The following is a 13,417-nucleotide window of genomic DNA, read 5'->3' as shown; positions in this document are numbered from 1 at the left end:
CAGCCCCGGGCTGGCGGTATTCGGACACGACCCTCATGACCCGGTACGAGATCGGCGCGAGGTCAGCGGTAGTTGACGAACTGGATCGCGAAGTCGAAGTCCTTGCCCTTGAGCAGCGCCTGCACGGCCTGCAGGTCGTCCCGGCTCTTCGAGCTGACGCGCAGCTCGTCGCCCTGGACCTGGGCCTTGACGCCCTTGGGGCCCTCGTCGCGGATGGTCTTCGCGACCTTCTTGGCGTTCTCCTGGGAGATGCCCTCCTGCACGGAGGCGAAGAGCTTGTACTCCTTGCCGGACAGCTGCGGCTCGCCCTCGACGTCCAGCGACTTGAGCGAGATCCCGCGCTTGATGAGCTTGGACTGGAAGATGTCGAGGATCGCCATGACGCGCTCCTCGCCGTTCGCCTGCATCAGGATCTTCTCGCCCGACCAGGAGATCGAGGCGTTGGTTCCCTTGAAGTCGTAGCGCTGGGAGATCTCCTTCACGGCCTGGTTGAGGGCGTTGTCGACCTCCTGCCGCTCGACCTTGGAGACGATGTCGAAACTGGAGTCGGCCATGACTCGTGGCTCCTTGCTCGGATGCTGTGGGGTACGCCCCAAAGCCTAGGGGGTGAGCCGCCGGCCGAACCGCTGATCAACCGGGTGGCGAAGCACCCCCGGGGATCAGGTATTGTTTACGTCGTTGCCGGGGAACACCGCAGGAAAGCGGTGAACCAAGGCAGCGAACCCATGGCGATGTGCCCGAGTGGCCAATGGGAGCGGACTGTAAATCCGTCGGCTTAGCCTACCCAGGTTCGAATCCTGGCGTCGCCACACTGAAGAAGGTCCCCGGTGCTTGCACCGGGGACCTTCTTCGTCGTTCCCGGTCAGTTGCCGGCCACGTCCTTCACGGCGACCGAGAGCGGGACCGAGCCGGCGATCAGTTCCAGGGTCAGGCCGGCGGTCGCCGGGGTGTCGAGGAGTTCGGCGAGGACCGCGGCCACGTCGTCCCGGGGGATCGGCCCGCGGCCCGTGCGGGCCTCCAGGCGGACCATGCCCGTGCCCGCGTCGTCCGTCAGGGAGCCGGGGCGCAGGATCGTCCAGTCCAGGGCCGTACGGGAGCGGATCTCGTCGTCGGCCGCGCCCTTCGCCCGGAGGTAGGCGTCGAAGATCTCGTCGCCCGGGTGGGAGGCGTCCGCGCCCATCGAGGAGACGGCGATGTAGCGCCGTACGCGCGCGCGTTCCGCCGCGTCGGCGAACAGGACGGCCGCCGCCCGGTCCACCGTGTCCTTGCGGTCGGCGCCGCTGCCCGGGCCCGCGCCCGCCGCGAAGACGGCCGCGTCGGCGCCCTGCAGCACCGCGGCCACCATCTCGACCGACGCCGACTCCAGGTCCAGGACGACGGGCTCGGCGCCCGCCTCCCGCAGGTCGTTGCCCTGCTCCGGTCTGCGGATGATCCCCGCGACCTCGTGCCCGGCCGCCGACAGCAGCCTCTCCAGGCGCAGGGCGATCTGTCCGTGTCCTCCAGCGATGACGATGCGCATACTCACGACCGTACGTCGGGTCCGGCCGGAGGGCTCCCCGGCTCGGGCGGCCGCTCCGGGCGCGCCTGACGCGGCAGGTCCAGGGCCGCCGCCGAGTCGCAGTACTCCCGCACCGCGCTCGTCCGGGCCACCACCCGCCCCCGGTGCACCACGATCCGGCTGTACGCGAGGGACAGCACGCCCGCCAGGCGCTCGCCGCGCACCGCGAGCAGCTCCGCCGGGAAGCCGGCCTCCACCCGCACCTCCGGCAGGCCCATCGCCTCCCGCGCCTGCGCGCTCACCGTCCCGTACGCCTCCTGGGGCGGCAGCCCGCCGAGCGAGGCCAGCAGGTAGGCCGCCTCCAGCGGGTCCCCGCGCCCCACCGGGTTCGCCACGTCCCGCAGCGCCCCGCTGCCCGCCGTGACCCGCACCCCGGCCGCCCGCAGCAGCCGCACCGGCGCCGCTCCGCGCAGTTCCGTGCCCCCGCAGCCGCCCTGGGGCAGGCAGACCACCGTCACCCCGGCCGCCGCCAGCCGGTCCGCCGTCCGGCTCGCCGCGTCGGAGGGGAGCCGGGCGAGCCCGGCGCACGGTCCGATCGTGACCCCGGGCCGCAGTCCGCCGGCCATCGCCGCGAGCCGGGCGAGGCGGGCCGGGTCGTCCCCGTCGGTGTGCAGGTCGACCGGGACGCCGTGCTCGGCCGCGACGTCGAGGACGGCCTCCGTGTATCCGGCCGGGTCCGGGTCGAGGTCGGGGCAGCCGCCGACCACCCCGGCGCCCATCTTCACCGCGTCCCGCAGCATCGCGAGCCCGTCCGCCCCCGCGACGCCCGTGAGCAGCCGGGGCACGGCGACGGCCGTCAGGTCGGCGAGGCCGCGCAGCGAGCGCCGGGCCTGCAGCACCGCTTCGAGCGGGCCGAGCCCGTGGACGTCGCCGATGCGCACGTGCGCGCGGAGCGCCGTCGCGCCGTGGCCGAGCTGGAGCAGCGCGGCCTCGGTGGCCCGCCGCTGCACCTCCTCGGGGGCGTACGAGACGGGGCCGGGGGTGTCGGCGGAGAGCGCGGTGTCGGCGTGGGCGTGGGGTTCGGCGGCGGCGGGCAGCAGGAGGTAGCCGGCGAGGTCGACGCGGGCGCCCACGGTGGTGAGGCTGCCCGCGGTGCCGACGGCCTCGATCCGCCCGCCGACGAGCCGTACGTCCACGGTCCGTCCGTCGGTGAGCCGCGCGTGGGAGAGCAGGAGCGAGGTCGAGTCGGCGGTGGTGGCGGCCCCGTCCTCGGGCGGCTGGGGCTGCTTGCTGTCGGCTGACATCGGGCTCCTCAAGACTCCTCAAGATCAAGATCACGCAGCGTGGGGCCGAGCCTAGGGGCGCCCGGAGCGACCTTCGAGGAGGAGCGCAATAGTCGTACCGATGAGGCCACGAGTGGCGTACGGGACGCCTGGTGAGGGCTGTCGGGAGGCCCCGGGGAAACGGATTTGGGCGATGGGCCGGAGACCGTGTAATGTCTTCCTCGCTCGCCCCAATAGCTCAGTCGGTAGAGCGTCTCCATGGTAAGGAGAAGGTCTACGGTTCGATTCCGTATTGGGGCTCTGGTGAGAGGGATCCCGCCTTCGGGCGGGGTCCGGATCATCAAAGCGGTGTAGCTCAGTCGGTAGAGCAAGCGGCTCATAATCGCTGTGTCACCGGTTCAAGTCCGGTCACCGCTACAGACAGTAGCCGATTGTGGGGTCGGTCCTGCGATCGGCTACTCTTCTATGCGTTCATCCGTCTATCCGTCCGTCAAGGAGCACTCACGTGGCTGCCACCGACGTCCGCCCGAAGATCACGCTGGCCTGCGTGGAGTGCAAGGAGCGGAACTACATCACCAAGAAGAACCGGCGTAACAACCCGGACCGTCTTGAGATGAAGAAGCACTGCCCCCGCTGCAACTCGCACACGGCGCACCGCGAGACGCGCTAATCAGGCTCGTACACGAGGCCGTCCCCACCCGGGGGCGGCCTCGTGTCGTTTATCGGCATCACCGGCAACATCGGCAACAAATCCAGGAGGTATCGAGTCCATGGCGCTCGACCAGTCCTTCGTGGGCCGGACCTATCCGCCCACCGCGCCCTACGAGGTCGGCCGCGAGAAGATCCGTGAGTTCGCCGAGGCGATCGGTGACGCCAATCCCGCGTACACCGACACCGAGGCGGCCAAGGCGCTCGGACATTCCGATGTGATCGCCCCGCCCACTTTCGTGTTCGCCATCACGTTCAAGGCGGCCGGCGCCGTCATCGAGGACCCGCAGCTGGGCCTCGACTACAGCCGCGTCGTCCACGGCGACCAGAAATTCGCCTACACCCGGCCCGTACGCGCCGGGGACCGGCTCTCGGTCACCTCCACCATCGAGGCGATCAAGTCCCTCGCCGGCAACGACATCCTGGACATCCGCGGCGAGGTCCACGACGCCTCCGGCGAGCACGTCGTCACCGCCTGGACCAAGCTCGTCTCCCGCGCACCCGAGGGGGCCTGACCATGACCGCGAAGATCGCCTACGACGAGGTCGAGGTCGGCACCGAGCTGCCCGCCCAGACCTTCCCCGTGACCCGCGCCACGCTCGTGCGGTACGCCGGCGCCTCCGGTGACTTCAATCCGATCCACTGGAACGAGAAGTTCGCGGTCGAGGTCGGCCTCCCGGACGTCATCGCCCACGGCATGTTCACCATGGCCGAGGCGATCCGCGTCGTCACCGACTGGGCCGGCGACCCCGCCGCCGTGGTCGAGTACGGCGTCCGCTTCACCAAGCCGGTCGTCGTCCCCAACGACGAGTCCGGTGCCCTGATCGAGGTCTCCGCCAAGGTCGCCGCCAAGCTGGACGACCAGCAGGTGCGGGTCGACATCACGGCCACGAGCGCCGGGCAGAAGGTGCTCGGCATGAGCCGGGCCGTGGTCCGCCTCGCCTGACGGCCGATGTTCCGCTCGCGGGAGGGAACCTTCCTCCCGCGAGCGGAACGTACTCTTGAGCCCGTGCAGCTCCTCAACGACGCCCCCCTCGCGCCCCTGACCACCTTCCGGCTCGGCGGCCCCGCCACCCGGCTCGTCACCGCCACCACCGACGACGAGGTCATCACCGCGATCCGCGAGGCCGAGGTCACCGGGTCCCCGCTGCTGATCATCGGCGGCGGGTCCAACCTGGTCATCGGGGACAAGGGCTTCGACGGCACCGCGCTGCGCATCGCCACCACCGGCTTCACCCTCGACGGGACTCGGCTCGAGGTCGCCGCCGGTGAGGTCTGGACCGACGTCGTCGCCCGGACCGTCGAAGCCGGACTCGCCGGGATCGAGTGCCTGGCCGGCATCCCCGGCTCGGTCGGCGCGACCCCCATCCAGAACGTCGGCGCGTACGGACAGGACGTCTCCGCCACGATCACCGAGGTCGTGGCGTACGACAGGGACGACCACCAGGTCGTCACGCTGACGAACGAGCAGTGCGACTTCTCGTACCGGCACAGCCTCTTCAAGAAGCTGCCGGACACCTACGTCGTGCTGCGCGTCCGTTTCGAGCTGGAGGACGCCGGCGGCATGTCCGCCCCGATCGCCTACGAGCAGACCGCCCGCGCCCTCGGCGTCGAGATGGGCGACCGGGTGCCGCTCGCCCACGCCCGCGAGACCGTCCTGAAGCTGCGCGCGAGCAAGGGCATGGTCCTGGACCCCGAGGACCACGACACCTGGTCCGCCGGATCCTTCTTCACCAACCCGATCCTCACGAACGAGGAATTCGAGGCCTTCCGGGCCCGCGTGGCCGAGCGCCTCGGCCCCGGGGCCCAGGCGCCGGCGTTCCCCGTGGGCACCTCCTTCACCAAGACCTCGGCGGCCTGGCTGATCGACAAGGCGGGCTTCACCAAGGGGTACGGCTCCGGGCCCGCCCGGATCTCCACCAAGCACACGCTCGCCCTCACCAACCGCGGCGAGGCGACCACCGAGGACCTCCTCGCCCTCGCCCGCGAGGTCGTCGCAGGGGTGCACGAGGCCTTCGGGGTCACTCTCGTCAACGAGCCCGTGACGGTGGGCGTGGAGCTCTAGGGCGCGGAGCTCTAGTACGCGACGCCGACGCCCTGCCCGACCGTCGCGGGGTCGTCGATCATCGCCAGCATCGCGTGCGCCACGTCCGCGCGGGCCAGGGAGCGGCCCCGGGGCGGGGTGCCGCCGACGACCTTGCGGTAGCGGCCGGTGCCCGGCCCGTTCGTCAGCTTGGGCGGGCGTACGGCCGTCCAGTCGGCGCTGCTCGCGGCGAGGTCCGACTCCATGACCCGCAGGTCGGCGTAGACGTCCTTCAGGACGTTGTTGATGATCGTCAGCATGGCCTTGTCGACGAGGGCCTGGCCGTCCGGGACCGGGCCCAGCGGGGCCGCGCTGACCACCAGGAGCCGGCGCGTCCTCTCGGCCTCCATCGCCGCGAGCACCGAGCGGGTCAGCCGGGCGGCCACGCCCGCGTCCGCCCGGGTGCGGGCCCCGAGGCCCGAGAGCACCGCGTCCCGGCCCGCGACCGCCCCGCGCAGGGCCTCGGGGTCGGACAGGTCGGCCCGTCGGACCGTCAGGCGGGAGCCCGTCGCCGTGAGCCGTGCGGGGTCCCGGACCACCGCCGTCACCTCGTGGCCCGAGGCCAGGGCCTGCCGGACGATCTCCTGGCCGATGCCACCGGTCGCACCGAAGACTGTGAGCTTCATGTCGCACCCTCCCGGGGTGGGTAAGTGTTCACTCACCCCCAGGGTGAGTGGATACTCACTCAGACGTCAAGCGTGGCTGGAGGATGCATGGAACAGAGGCCGACCCGGACCCGGATCGTCGACGCCGCCCGCGACCTCATGCGGACGGCGGGGCTCGCCCGCACCACCACCAAGGAGATCGCCAAGGCGGCCGGCTGCTCGGAAGCCGCGCTCTACAAGTACTTCAGCAGCAAGGAAGAGCTCTTCCTGACCGTCCTGAACGAGCGCCTGCCCCAGCTCGGAGGCCTCCTCGGCACGCTCGCCGCCGACCCCGGCGGCCGCACCGTCGAGGAGAACCTCACCGAGGTCGCCCGGCAGGCCGCGCTCTTCTACGAGCAGACCTTCCCGGTCGTCGCCTCCCTCTACGCGGAACCGCAGCTCAAGCGGCGCCACGAGGAGGCCATGCGCACCTACGGCATGGGCCCCCACAAGCCCATCGAGGGCCTCGCCGCCTATCTGCGCGCCGAGCAGCGGCACGGCCGCATCAGCCCCGACGCCGACCCGGTGGCCGCCGCCTCCCTGCTGCTCGGGGCCTGCGTGCAGCGCTCCTTCGCCTGGGAGATGAGCCCGGACCGCAGGCCGCCGGACTCCCTCGACGACTTCGCGCGCTCGCTCGCCCGCACCCTGCTCCGGGGGATCAGCTAGCGAGCCAGTCGTCGATCCCCGCGAGCAGCTTCGCCCGGACGTCCTCGGGAGCCGCCGAGCCCCGCACCGACTGCCGGGCCAGCTCCGCCAGCTCGGCGTCCGTGAACCCGTGGTGCCGTCGGGCGATCTCGTACTGCGCCGCGAGCCGCGAGCCGAAGAGCAGCGGGTCGTCCGCGCCGAGCGCCATCGGCACCCCGGCCTCGAAGAGGGTCCGCAGCGGCACGTCCTCGTGCTTCTCGTACACCCCGAGCGCGACGTTCGACGCCGGGCAGACCTCGCAGGTCACGCCCTTCTCGGCGAGCCGCCGCAGCAGCCTCGGGTCCTCCGCCGCCCGCACCCCGTGGCCGACCCGCGCCGCCCGCAGGTCGTCCAGGCAGTCCCGTACGGACGCGGGACCCGTCAGCTCGCCGCCGTGCGGGGCCGCGAGGAGGCCGCCGTCCCGCGCGATCGCGAAGGCCCGGTCGAAGTCCCGGGCCATGCCCCGCCGCTCGTCGTTGGAGAGCCCGAAACCGACCACGCCCCGGTCCGCGAACCGCACCGCGAGCCGGGCCAGGGTCCGCGCCTCCAGGGGGTGCTTCATCCGGTTCGCCGCGACGAGCACCCGCATCCCGAGCCCGGTCTCCCGGGAGGCCCCGTCCACCGCGTCCAGGATGATCTCCAGGGCCGGGATCAGGCCGCCCAGGTGCGGGGCGTACGAGGTGGGGTCGACCTGGATCTCCAGCCAGCCGGAGCCGTCCCGCACGTCCTCCTGCGCCGCCTCGCGCACCAGCCGCCGGATGTCCTCCGGCTCGCGCAGGCAGGAGCGGGCGATGTCGTAGAGCCGCTGGAAGCGGAACCAGCCGCGCTCGTCGGTCGCCCGCAGCTTGGGAGGCGTACCGCTGCTCAGCGCCTCCGGGAGGTGCACGCCGTACTTGTCGGCCAGCTCGATGAGCGTCGTGGGCCGCATCGAACCGGTGAAGTGCAGGTGCAGATGGGCCTTGGGCAGCAGGGTGAGATCGCGTACATGCTCCATTGGCCGATCCTGCCGCACCCGAATGGACGAATACAGTCCGTTTCCCCGATCGGGACCTTGCTAGAACGCAGAAACGGGCCCCGGTTCCGAAGAACCGGGGCCCGCACCTCAAGAGGATCAGTCGCGCGCCTCGGCCAGGAGCTTCTGCATCCGGGACACGCCCTCCACCAGGTCCTCGTCGCCCAGGGCGTACGACAGGCGCAGGTAGCCCGGGGTGCCGAAGGCCTCGCCCGGGACGACCGCGACCTCGGCCTCGTCCAGGATCAGGGCGGCCAGCTCGACCGAGGTCTGCGGGCGCTTGCCGCGGATCTCCTTGCCGAGCAGCCCCTTCACCGACGGGTACACGTAGAACGCGCCCTCCGGGGTCGGGCAGAACACGCCGTCGATCTCGTTGAGCATCCGCACGATCGTCTGGCGCCGGCGGTCGAAGGCCTTGCCCATCTCCGCGACCGCGTCCAGGTTGCCCGACACGGCGGCGAGCGCGGCGACCTGCGCCACGTTGGAGACGTTGGAGGTGGCGTGCGACTGCAGGTTGGTCGCGGCCTTCACGACGTCCTTCGGGCCGATGATCCAGCCCACGCGCCAGCCCGTCATCGCGTACGTCTTGGCGACGCCGTTGACCACGATGCACTTGTCGCGCAGCTCCGGCAGGACCGCCGGCAGGGAGGCCGCGGACGCGCCGCCGTAGACCAGGTGCTCGTAGATCTCGTCCGTCAGGACCCACAGGCCGTGCTCGACGGCCCAGCGGCCGATCGCCTCGGTCTCCGCCTCGCTGTAGACCGCGCCGGTCGGGTTCGAGGGGGAGACGAAGAGGACGACCTTGGTCTTCTCCGTGCGCGCCGCCTCCAGCTGCTCCACCGAGACCCGGTAGCCGGTGGTCTCGTCGGCCACGACCTCCACCGGGACACCGCCCGCGAGACGGATCGACTCGGGGTACGTCGTCCAGTACGGCGCCGGGACGATGACCTCGTCGCCCGGGTCGAGGATCGCCGCGAAGGCCTCGTAGATCGCCTGCTTGCCGCCGTTGGTCACCAGGACCTGGGAGGCGTCGACCTCGTAACCGGAGTCGCGCAGTGTCTTGGCGGCGATCGCGGCCTTCAGCTCGGGCAGGCCGCCGGCCGGCGTGTAGCGGTGGAACTTGGGGTTCTTGCAGGCCTCGACGGCCGCCTCGACGATGTAGTCCGGCGTCGGGAAGTCGGGCTCACCCGCGCCGAAACCGATCACCGGGCGGCCGGCGGCCTTGAGGGCCTTGGCCTTGGCGTCGACGGCGAGGGTGGCGGACTCGGAGATCGCACCGATCCGGGCGGAGACCCGACGCTCGGTGGGAGGGGTAGCAGCGCTCATACGGGCCATCGTCCCAGACCGCGTCGAGGCCCGGCACACAGGTTTCACTGACCGGACAGGAACGGTCATTCCCGGTCGTACGCGCGTCCGGCGGCAGGTCGGCGCGCCTTCTGTTCGACGTAGGGGCCCATGACCACGTATGCTCACTGCTCGTTGGTCCGCAACGACCGCGTCTCACGATGCGGTAGGTTGGGGGACACCGACAAAGGGTCGTAGCTCAATTGGTAGAGCACCGGTCTCCAAAACCGGCGGTTGGGGGTTCAAGTCCCTCCGGCCCTGCTACACACACCGCCAGGTGTTGTGCGCATGTACGTACTTCATTGCACCGCCGTGCGGCTCCACCCGGGCGCGGCACGGCCGACCCGGAATCAGGTGAGAGATCGTGACGGACGCCGTAGGCTCCATCGACATGCCTGATGCCGACGAGTCCGCAGAGTCGAAGAAGAAGTCCCGCAAGGGCGGGAAGCGTGGAAAGAAGGGCCCCCTGGGCCGTCTCGCGCTCTTCTACCGCCAGATCATCGCCGAGCTCCGCAAGGTCGTCTGGCCCACGCGCAGCCAGCTGTCGACGTACACCACCGTGGTGATTGTCTTCGTCGTCATCATGATCGGCCTTGTCACCGTGATTGACTATGGCTTCCAGGAAGCAGTCAAGTACGTCTTCGGCTGACTTTTTGTTCCACCCCATCTGTATCGCAGGAAGAAGCAGCCACCGTGTCTGACGCGAACCTGAACGACGCCTTCGAGTCCGAGTCCGTCGAGGACGAGCTGGACATCGTCGAGGCCGCCGACGAGGACGTCGAGGACGTCGAGGTCGACGCTGCTGAGGACGCGGCGGACGAGGACGTCGAGGTCGACGAGAGCGACGAGGACGAGTCCGACGAGGCTGACGAGGACGACGCCGTCGAGGCCGAGGTCGAGGACGCCGAGGAAGAGACCGAGGAGGAGGCCGAGCCGGCCGCCCCGGTCGACCCGGTCGCCGCGCTCCGCGAGGAGCTCCGCACCCTCCCCGGCGAGTGGTACGTCATCCACACCTACGCGGGCTACGAGAAGCGCGTGAAGGCCAACCTGGAGCAGCGTGCCGTCTCGCTCAACGTCGAGGACTTCATCTACCAGGCCGAGGTCCCCGAGGAAGAGATCGTCCAGATCAAGGGCGGCGAGCGGAAGAACGTCAAGCAGAACAAGCTTCCCGGCTACGTCCTCGTCCGCATGGACCTGACGAACGAGTCCTGGGGCGTCGTCCGCAACACCCCCGGCGTCACCGGCTTCGTGGGCAACGCCTACGACCCGTACCCGCTGACCCTGGACGAGATCGTCAAGATGCTCGCCCCGGAGGCCGAGGAGAAGGCCGCCCGCGAGGCCGCCGAGGCCGAGGGCAAGCCGGCTCCGGCCCGCAAGCTGGAGGTCCAGGTCCTGGACTTCGAGGTCGGCGACTCGGTCACCGTCACCGACGGCCCGTTCGCGACCCTCCAGGCCACGATCAACGAGATCAACCCGGACTCGAAGAAGGTCAAGGGCCTCGTCGAGATCTTCGGTCGCGAGACCCCGGTCGAGCTCAGCTTCGACCAGATCCAGAAGAACTGATCTCACCGTCTTCCGACCAGGTCAGAGTGGCTCTCGCAGCCGCTCTGACCTGCTCGGTTTTTGGCCGCGCGACTATACCCGTTATCGTTGTGCGGTATGCCTCCATCCGGATGACCGGATGGCGGGCTGAACACTCTCACTAGGACCCGGAGAGAGCAATGCCTCCCAAGAAGAAGAAGGTCACGGGGCTTATCAAGCTCCAGATCAACGCCGGTGCGGCCAACCCGGCCCCGCCGGTCGGCCCCGCGCTGGGTCAGCACGGCGTCAACATCATGGAGTTCTGCAAGGCCTACAACGCCGCGACCGAGTCGCAGCGTGGCATGGTCGTGCCGGTGGAGATCACGGTCTACGAAGACCGCACCTTCACCTTCATCACCAAGACTCCGCCGGCCGCCAAGCTGATCCTCAAGGCCGCGGGTGTGGAGAAGGGCTCCGGCGAGCCGCACAAGACCAAGGTCGCCAAGCTCACGGCCGCCCAGGTCCGCGAGATCGCCACGGTCAAGCTCCCCGACCTCAACGCCAATGACCTGGACGCCGCGTCCAAGATCATCGCCGGCACCGCCCGTTCCATGGGCATCACGGTCGAGGGCTGATCACCCCCCTCGTGACCTAGTGGTAGGGCCAGCGCCGGCCCGCACCACGACTCCATACCTGCCAGGCGGCGACAGCCGCATGGTGTAACTGCACAGGAGAAGCAGTGAAGCGCAGCAAGGCTCTCCGCTCCGCGGACGCCAAGGTCGACCGCGAGCGGAACTACGCGCCCCTCGAGGCCGTCCGTCTCGCCAAGGACACCGCCACCACGAAGTTCGACGGCACCGTCGAGGTCGCCTTCCGCCTGGGCGTCGACCCGCGCAAGGCCGACCAGATGGTCCGTGGCACCGTGAACCTTCCGCACGGCACCGGTAAGACCGCCCGGGTCCTGGTCTTCGCGACCGGTGACCGTGCCGAGGCCGCGATCGCCGCGGGCGCCGACATCGTCGGCTCCGACGAGCTCATCGACGAGATCTCCAAGGGCAACCGCCTGAACGAGTTCGACGCCGTGGTGGCCACCCCGGACCTCATGGGCAAGGTCGGCCGCCTCGGCCGCGTCCTCGGCCCGCGTGGTCTCATGCCGAACCCCAAGGTCGGCACCGTCACCCCCGATGTCGCGAAGGCTGTCAACGACATCAAGGGCGGCAAGATCGAGTTCCGCGTCGACAAGCACTCGAACCTGCACTTCATCATCGGCAAGGTCTCCTTCGACGAGACGAAGCTGGTCGAGAACTACGCCGCGGCTCTGGAGGAGATCCTCCGTCTGAAGCCGTCCGCCGCGAAGGGTCGCTACATCAAGAAGGCGACCATCACCACGACGATGGGCCCCGGCATCCCGCTGGACGCCAACCGCACCCGCAACCTCCTCGTCGAGGAGGACCCGGCCGCGGTCTGAACCTCACCGGTTCACTGAGTGGTCAAGCCGGCCCCGCACCTCTCCGGAGGAGCGGGGCCGGCTTCTTGTTACGGTTCGAGGGACCGCAAAGCCATGAAGCAGGGGGTGGGGACTCATGAGCACGTCCGCATGGAAGCGCGCGGGCATCGCCCTGACGGCCGCGGCCGTCGTCACGGGGGTCGCGGGCTGTCAGGACGGTGACGCGAAGGCCGGGGGCGCCGAACCGAAGGCGCAGAGCCACGGCGACGTCACGAAGGTCATCCAGGCCGCGTACGAGAAGACCTCGGCCGCCAAGGCCGCCAAGGTCAAGATGACCATGACCATGGACGGACTCGGCGCCGAGTCCGGCACGATCGAGATGAGCGGCGTCCAGGGCTGGGACCCGGCGGTGATGGACATCACCATGAAGGGCTCCATGCTCTCCGCCGGCGCGTCGAGCGGGCCCGAGCAGATGCGCATGATCATGCTCGACCAGGTCATGTACATGGACATGGGTGCCAAGCAGGCCGCCGAGATGGACGGCAAGCGCTGGATGAAGCTCGACATGAAGGCCGCGGCCGACGCCTCCGGCGACAAGGCGCTGCAGAAGCAGCTGACCGGCGGCCTGGACAACATGAACCAGGACCCGGCCCAGCAGCTCGCCCTGCTCCTGGACTCCCCGGACCTGAAGCACGTCGGTGCCGAGAAGATCAACGGCATGGAGACCCAGCACTACAAGGGCACGCTCACCTTCGAGCAGATGCTCAAGGCCAACGAGTCGTCGAAGCTCCTCTCCAAGGAGGACCACGACAAGCTCATCGCCAACGTGAAGAAGACGGGTCTCAAGGGCTACGACACCGAGCTCTGGGTCACCGAGGACGGCTACCCGGCGCGCATGGACATCGGCATGACCATGGCCCAGGGCACGATGCGGATGCGGGCCGACTACACCGACTACGGCACCGAGGCCGCCGTCCAGGCCCCGTCGGCCAAGGACACCGTGGACCTCTTCGAGATGATGAAGGACTTCGGGAAGAACACCGACGAGGGCTGATTTGCCCGAAGCCGACCCCGTCACGTACGCTTCCACAGAAGCCAAAGACCGCTGGTCGTTGCTGTGCCCCTACCGGGTGCGGTGGCCGAAGGATCCGCTGACAACGGACGACCCGCGCAGGTGACTGTGGAAGTGTTCC

Annotated in this window: 16 protein-coding genes and 4 tRNA genes; 14 read left to right on the top strand and 6 right to left on the bottom strand. The window is 69.8% G+C overall.

Annotated elements, in window-relative coordinates; translation table 11 throughout:
- Positions 1 to 62: 62 nt before the first annotated feature.
- Positions 63 to 554: a YajQ family cyclic di-GMP-binding protein gene (locus tag ABZ318_RS15875; protein ID WP_356903035.1), complete on the bottom strand. Its 492-nt coding sequence runs from the start codon at positions 552 to 554 to the stop codon at positions 63 to 65.
- Between the two features lie 173 nt (positions 555 to 727).
- Here ABZ318_RS15875 and ABZ318_RS15870 point away from each other — a divergent pair.
- A tRNA-Tyr gene (locus tag ABZ318_RS15870) sits at positions 728 to 809 on the top strand.
- 53 nt (positions 810 to 862) lie between these two features.
- Here the strand turns inward: ABZ318_RS15870 and ABZ318_RS15865 are convergent.
- Together ABZ318_RS15865 and ABZ318_RS15860 are read right to left on the bottom strand one after the other, a co-directional pair.
- Positions 863 to 1,519 (bottom strand): NAD(P)H-binding protein, encoded by a 657-nt coding sequence (locus tag ABZ318_RS15865; RefSeq protein WP_356903034.1) that lies wholly within the window; start codon positions 1,517 to 1,519, stop codon positions 863 to 865.
- A gap of 2 nt (positions 1,520 to 1,521) precedes the next feature.
- Positions 1,522 to 2,802 (bottom strand): amidohydrolase family protein, encoded by a 1,281-nt coding sequence (locus ABZ318_RS15860; protein ID WP_356903033.1) that lies wholly within the window; start codon positions 2,800 to 2,802, stop codon positions 1,522 to 1,524.
- Positions 2,803 to 3,008: 206 nt separating this feature from the next.
- Here ABZ318_RS15860 and ABZ318_RS15855 point away from each other — a divergent pair.
- The 6 genes from ABZ318_RS15855 to ABZ318_RS15830 all read left to right on the top strand — a co-directional run bounded on the left by ABZ318_RS15855 (position 3,009) and on the right by ABZ318_RS15830 (position 5,554).
- A tRNA-Thr gene (locus ABZ318_RS15855) sits at positions 3,009 to 3,081 on the top strand.
- Positions 3,082 to 3,125: 44 nt separating this feature from the next.
- A tRNA-Met gene (locus ABZ318_RS15850) sits at positions 3,126 to 3,198 on the top strand.
- Between the two features lie 88 nt (positions 3,199 to 3,286).
- Positions 3,287 to 3,451 carry a 50S ribosomal protein L33 gene (rpmG, locus tag ABZ318_RS15845; protein ID WP_003956487.1) on the top strand — a complete coding sequence of 55 codons (165 nt, stop codon included), beginning with the start codon at positions 3,287 to 3,289 and terminating at the stop codon, positions 3,449 to 3,451.
- 100 nt (positions 3,452 to 3,551) lie between these two features.
- Positions 3,552 to 4,004: a MaoC family dehydratase N-terminal domain-containing protein gene (locus ABZ318_RS15840; RefSeq protein ID WP_030687915.1), complete on the top strand. Its 453-nt coding sequence runs from the start codon at positions 3,552 to 3,554 to the stop codon at positions 4,002 to 4,004.
- Positions 4,005 to 4,006: 2 nt separating this feature from the next.
- Positions 4,007 to 4,435 (top strand): MaoC family dehydratase, encoded by a 429-nt coding sequence (locus tag ABZ318_RS15835; RefSeq protein WP_356903032.1) that lies wholly within the window; start codon positions 4,007 to 4,009, stop codon positions 4,433 to 4,435.
- 6 nt (positions 4,436 to 4,441) lie between these two features.
- Positions 4,442 to 5,554: a UDP-N-acetylmuramate dehydrogenase gene (locus ABZ318_RS15830; protein ID WP_356903031.1), complete on the top strand. Its 1,113-nt coding sequence runs from the start codon at positions 4,442 to 4,444 to the stop codon at positions 5,552 to 5,554.
- Positions 5,555 to 5,565: 11 nt separating this feature from the next.
- On the opposite strand, the gene ABZ318_RS15825 is transcribed toward ABZ318_RS15830, so the two are convergent.
- Positions 5,566 to 6,198, bottom strand: coding sequence for an SDR family oxidoreductase (locus ABZ318_RS15825; protein WP_356903030.1), 633 nt, complete (start codon positions 6,196 to 6,198; stop codon positions 5,566 to 5,568).
- Between the two features lie 87 nt (positions 6,199 to 6,285).
- Here ABZ318_RS15825 and ABZ318_RS15820 point away from each other — a divergent pair, with 87 nt between their 5' ends.
- Positions 6,286 to 6,882, top strand: coding sequence for a TetR/AcrR family transcriptional regulator (locus ABZ318_RS15820; protein ID WP_356903029.1), 597 nt, complete (start codon positions 6,286 to 6,288; stop codon positions 6,880 to 6,882).
- Here ABZ318_RS15820 and ABZ318_RS15815 read toward each other — a convergent pair.
- Positions 6,875 to 7,894: an adenosine deaminase gene (locus tag ABZ318_RS15815; protein WP_356903028.1), complete on the bottom strand. Its 1,020-nt coding sequence runs from the start codon at positions 7,892 to 7,894 to the stop codon at positions 6,875 to 6,877. The genes ABZ318_RS15820 and ABZ318_RS15815 overlap by 8 nt on opposite strands.
- Positions 7,895 to 8,011: 117 nt before the next feature.
- Positions 8,012 to 9,238 (bottom strand): pyridoxal phosphate-dependent aminotransferase, encoded by a 1,227-nt coding sequence (locus ABZ318_RS15810; protein WP_356903027.1) that lies wholly within the window; start codon positions 9,236 to 9,238, stop codon positions 8,012 to 8,014.
- Between the two features lie 206 nt (positions 9,239 to 9,444).
- On the opposite strand from ABZ318_RS15810, the gene ABZ318_RS15805 reads away from it, so the two are divergent.
- The 6 genes from ABZ318_RS15805 (at position 9,445) to ABZ318_RS15780 (ending at position 13,278) form a co-directional block, all read left to right on the top strand.
- Positions 9,445 to 9,517, top strand: a tRNA-Trp gene (locus ABZ318_RS15805).
- Positions 9,518 to 9,620: 103 nt separating this feature from the next.
- The gene (gene secE / locus ABZ318_RS15800) at positions 9,621 to 9,905 is read left to right on the top strand and encodes a preprotein translocase subunit SecE (protein ID WP_030687899.1); all 285 of its coding nucleotides are present in this window, start codon (positions 9,621 to 9,623) and stop codon (positions 9,903 to 9,905) included.
- Positions 9,906 to 9,949: 44 nt separating this feature from the next.
- Positions 9,950 to 10,819 (top strand): transcription termination/antitermination protein NusG, encoded by an 870-nt coding sequence (gene nusG, locus ABZ318_RS15795; RefSeq protein ID WP_356903026.1) that lies wholly within the window; start codon positions 9,950 to 9,952, stop codon positions 10,817 to 10,819.
- A gap of 158 nt (positions 10,820 to 10,977) precedes the next feature.
- On the top strand, positions 10,978 to 11,412 hold the full coding sequence (gene rplK, locus ABZ318_RS15790; RefSeq protein ID WP_030687894.1) for a 50S ribosomal protein L11: 435 nt from the start codon (positions 10,978 to 10,980) through the stop codon (positions 11,410 to 11,412).
- Between the two features lie 104 nt (positions 11,413 to 11,516).
- On the top strand, positions 11,517 to 12,245 hold the full coding sequence (gene rplA / locus ABZ318_RS15785) for a 50S ribosomal protein L1 (protein WP_030687892.1): 729 nt from the start codon (positions 11,517 to 11,519) through the stop codon (positions 12,243 to 12,245).
- A 115-nt stretch (positions 12,246 to 12,360) separates the two neighbouring features.
- Entirely contained in the window at positions 12,361 to 13,278 is a 918-nt protein-coding gene (locus ABZ318_RS15780) for a hypothetical protein (protein ID WP_356903025.1), read from the top strand.
- Positions 13,279 to 13,417 lie beyond the last annotated feature (139 nt).

The sequence above is a fragment of the Streptomyces sp. NPDC006197 genome (genome assembly GCF_040613865.1).
Classification (GTDB): Bacteria; Actinomycetota; Actinomycetes; order Streptomycetales; family Streptomycetaceae; genus Streptomyces.
This window is presented reverse-complemented; position numbering and strand designations above follow the sequence as displayed.

Excerpts from the sequence above, each read along its gene's own strand:
- ABZ318_RS15865 (WP_356903034.1), bottom strand. The coding sequence starts at position 1,519 with ATGCGCATCGTCATCGCTGGAGGACACGGACAGATCGCCCTGCGCCTG.
- ABZ318_RS15840 (WP_030687915.1), top strand. The coding sequence starts at position 3,552 with ATGGCGCTCGACCAGTCCTTCGTGGGCCGGACCTATCCGCCCACCGCG.
- ABZ318_RS15830 (WP_356903031.1), top strand. The coding sequence starts at position 4,442 with ATGTTCCGCTCGCGGGAGGGAACCTTCCTCCCGCGAGCGGAACGTACT.
- ABZ318_RS15810 (WP_356903027.1), bottom strand. The coding sequence starts at position 9,238 with ATGAGCGCTGCTACCCCTCCCACCGAGCGTCGGGTCTCCGCCCGGATC.
- ABZ318_RS15820 (WP_356903029.1), top strand. The coding sequence starts at position 6,286 with ATGGAACAGAGGCCGACCCGGACCCGGATCGTCGACGCCGCCCGCGAC.
- ABZ318_RS15835 (WP_356903032.1), top strand. The coding sequence starts at position 4,007 with ATGACCGCGAAGATCGCCTACGACGAGGTCGAGGTCGGCACCGAGCTG.
- ABZ318_RS15815 (WP_356903028.1), bottom strand. The coding sequence starts at position 7,894 with ATGGAGCATGTACGCGATCTCACCCTGCTGCCCAAGGCCCATCTGCAC.
- ABZ318_RS15780 (WP_356903025.1), top strand. The coding sequence starts at position 12,361 with ATGAGCACGTCCGCATGGAAGCGCGCGGGCATCGCCCTGACGGCCGCG.
- ABZ318_RS15875 (WP_356903035.1), bottom strand. The coding sequence starts at position 554 with ATGGCCGACTCCAGTTTCGACATCGTCTCCAAGGTCGAGCGGCAGGAG.
- rplK (WP_030687894.1), top strand. The coding sequence starts at position 10,978 with ATGCCTCCCAAGAAGAAGAAGGTCACGGGGCTTATCAAGCTCCAGATC.
- ABZ318_RS15825 (WP_356903030.1), bottom strand. The coding sequence starts at position 6,198 with ATGAAGCTCACAGTCTTCGGTGCGACCGGTGGCATCGGCCAGGAGATC.
- ABZ318_RS15860 (WP_356903033.1), bottom strand. The coding sequence starts at position 2,802 with ATGTCAGCCGACAGCAAGCAGCCCCAGCCGCCCGAGGACGGGGCCGCC.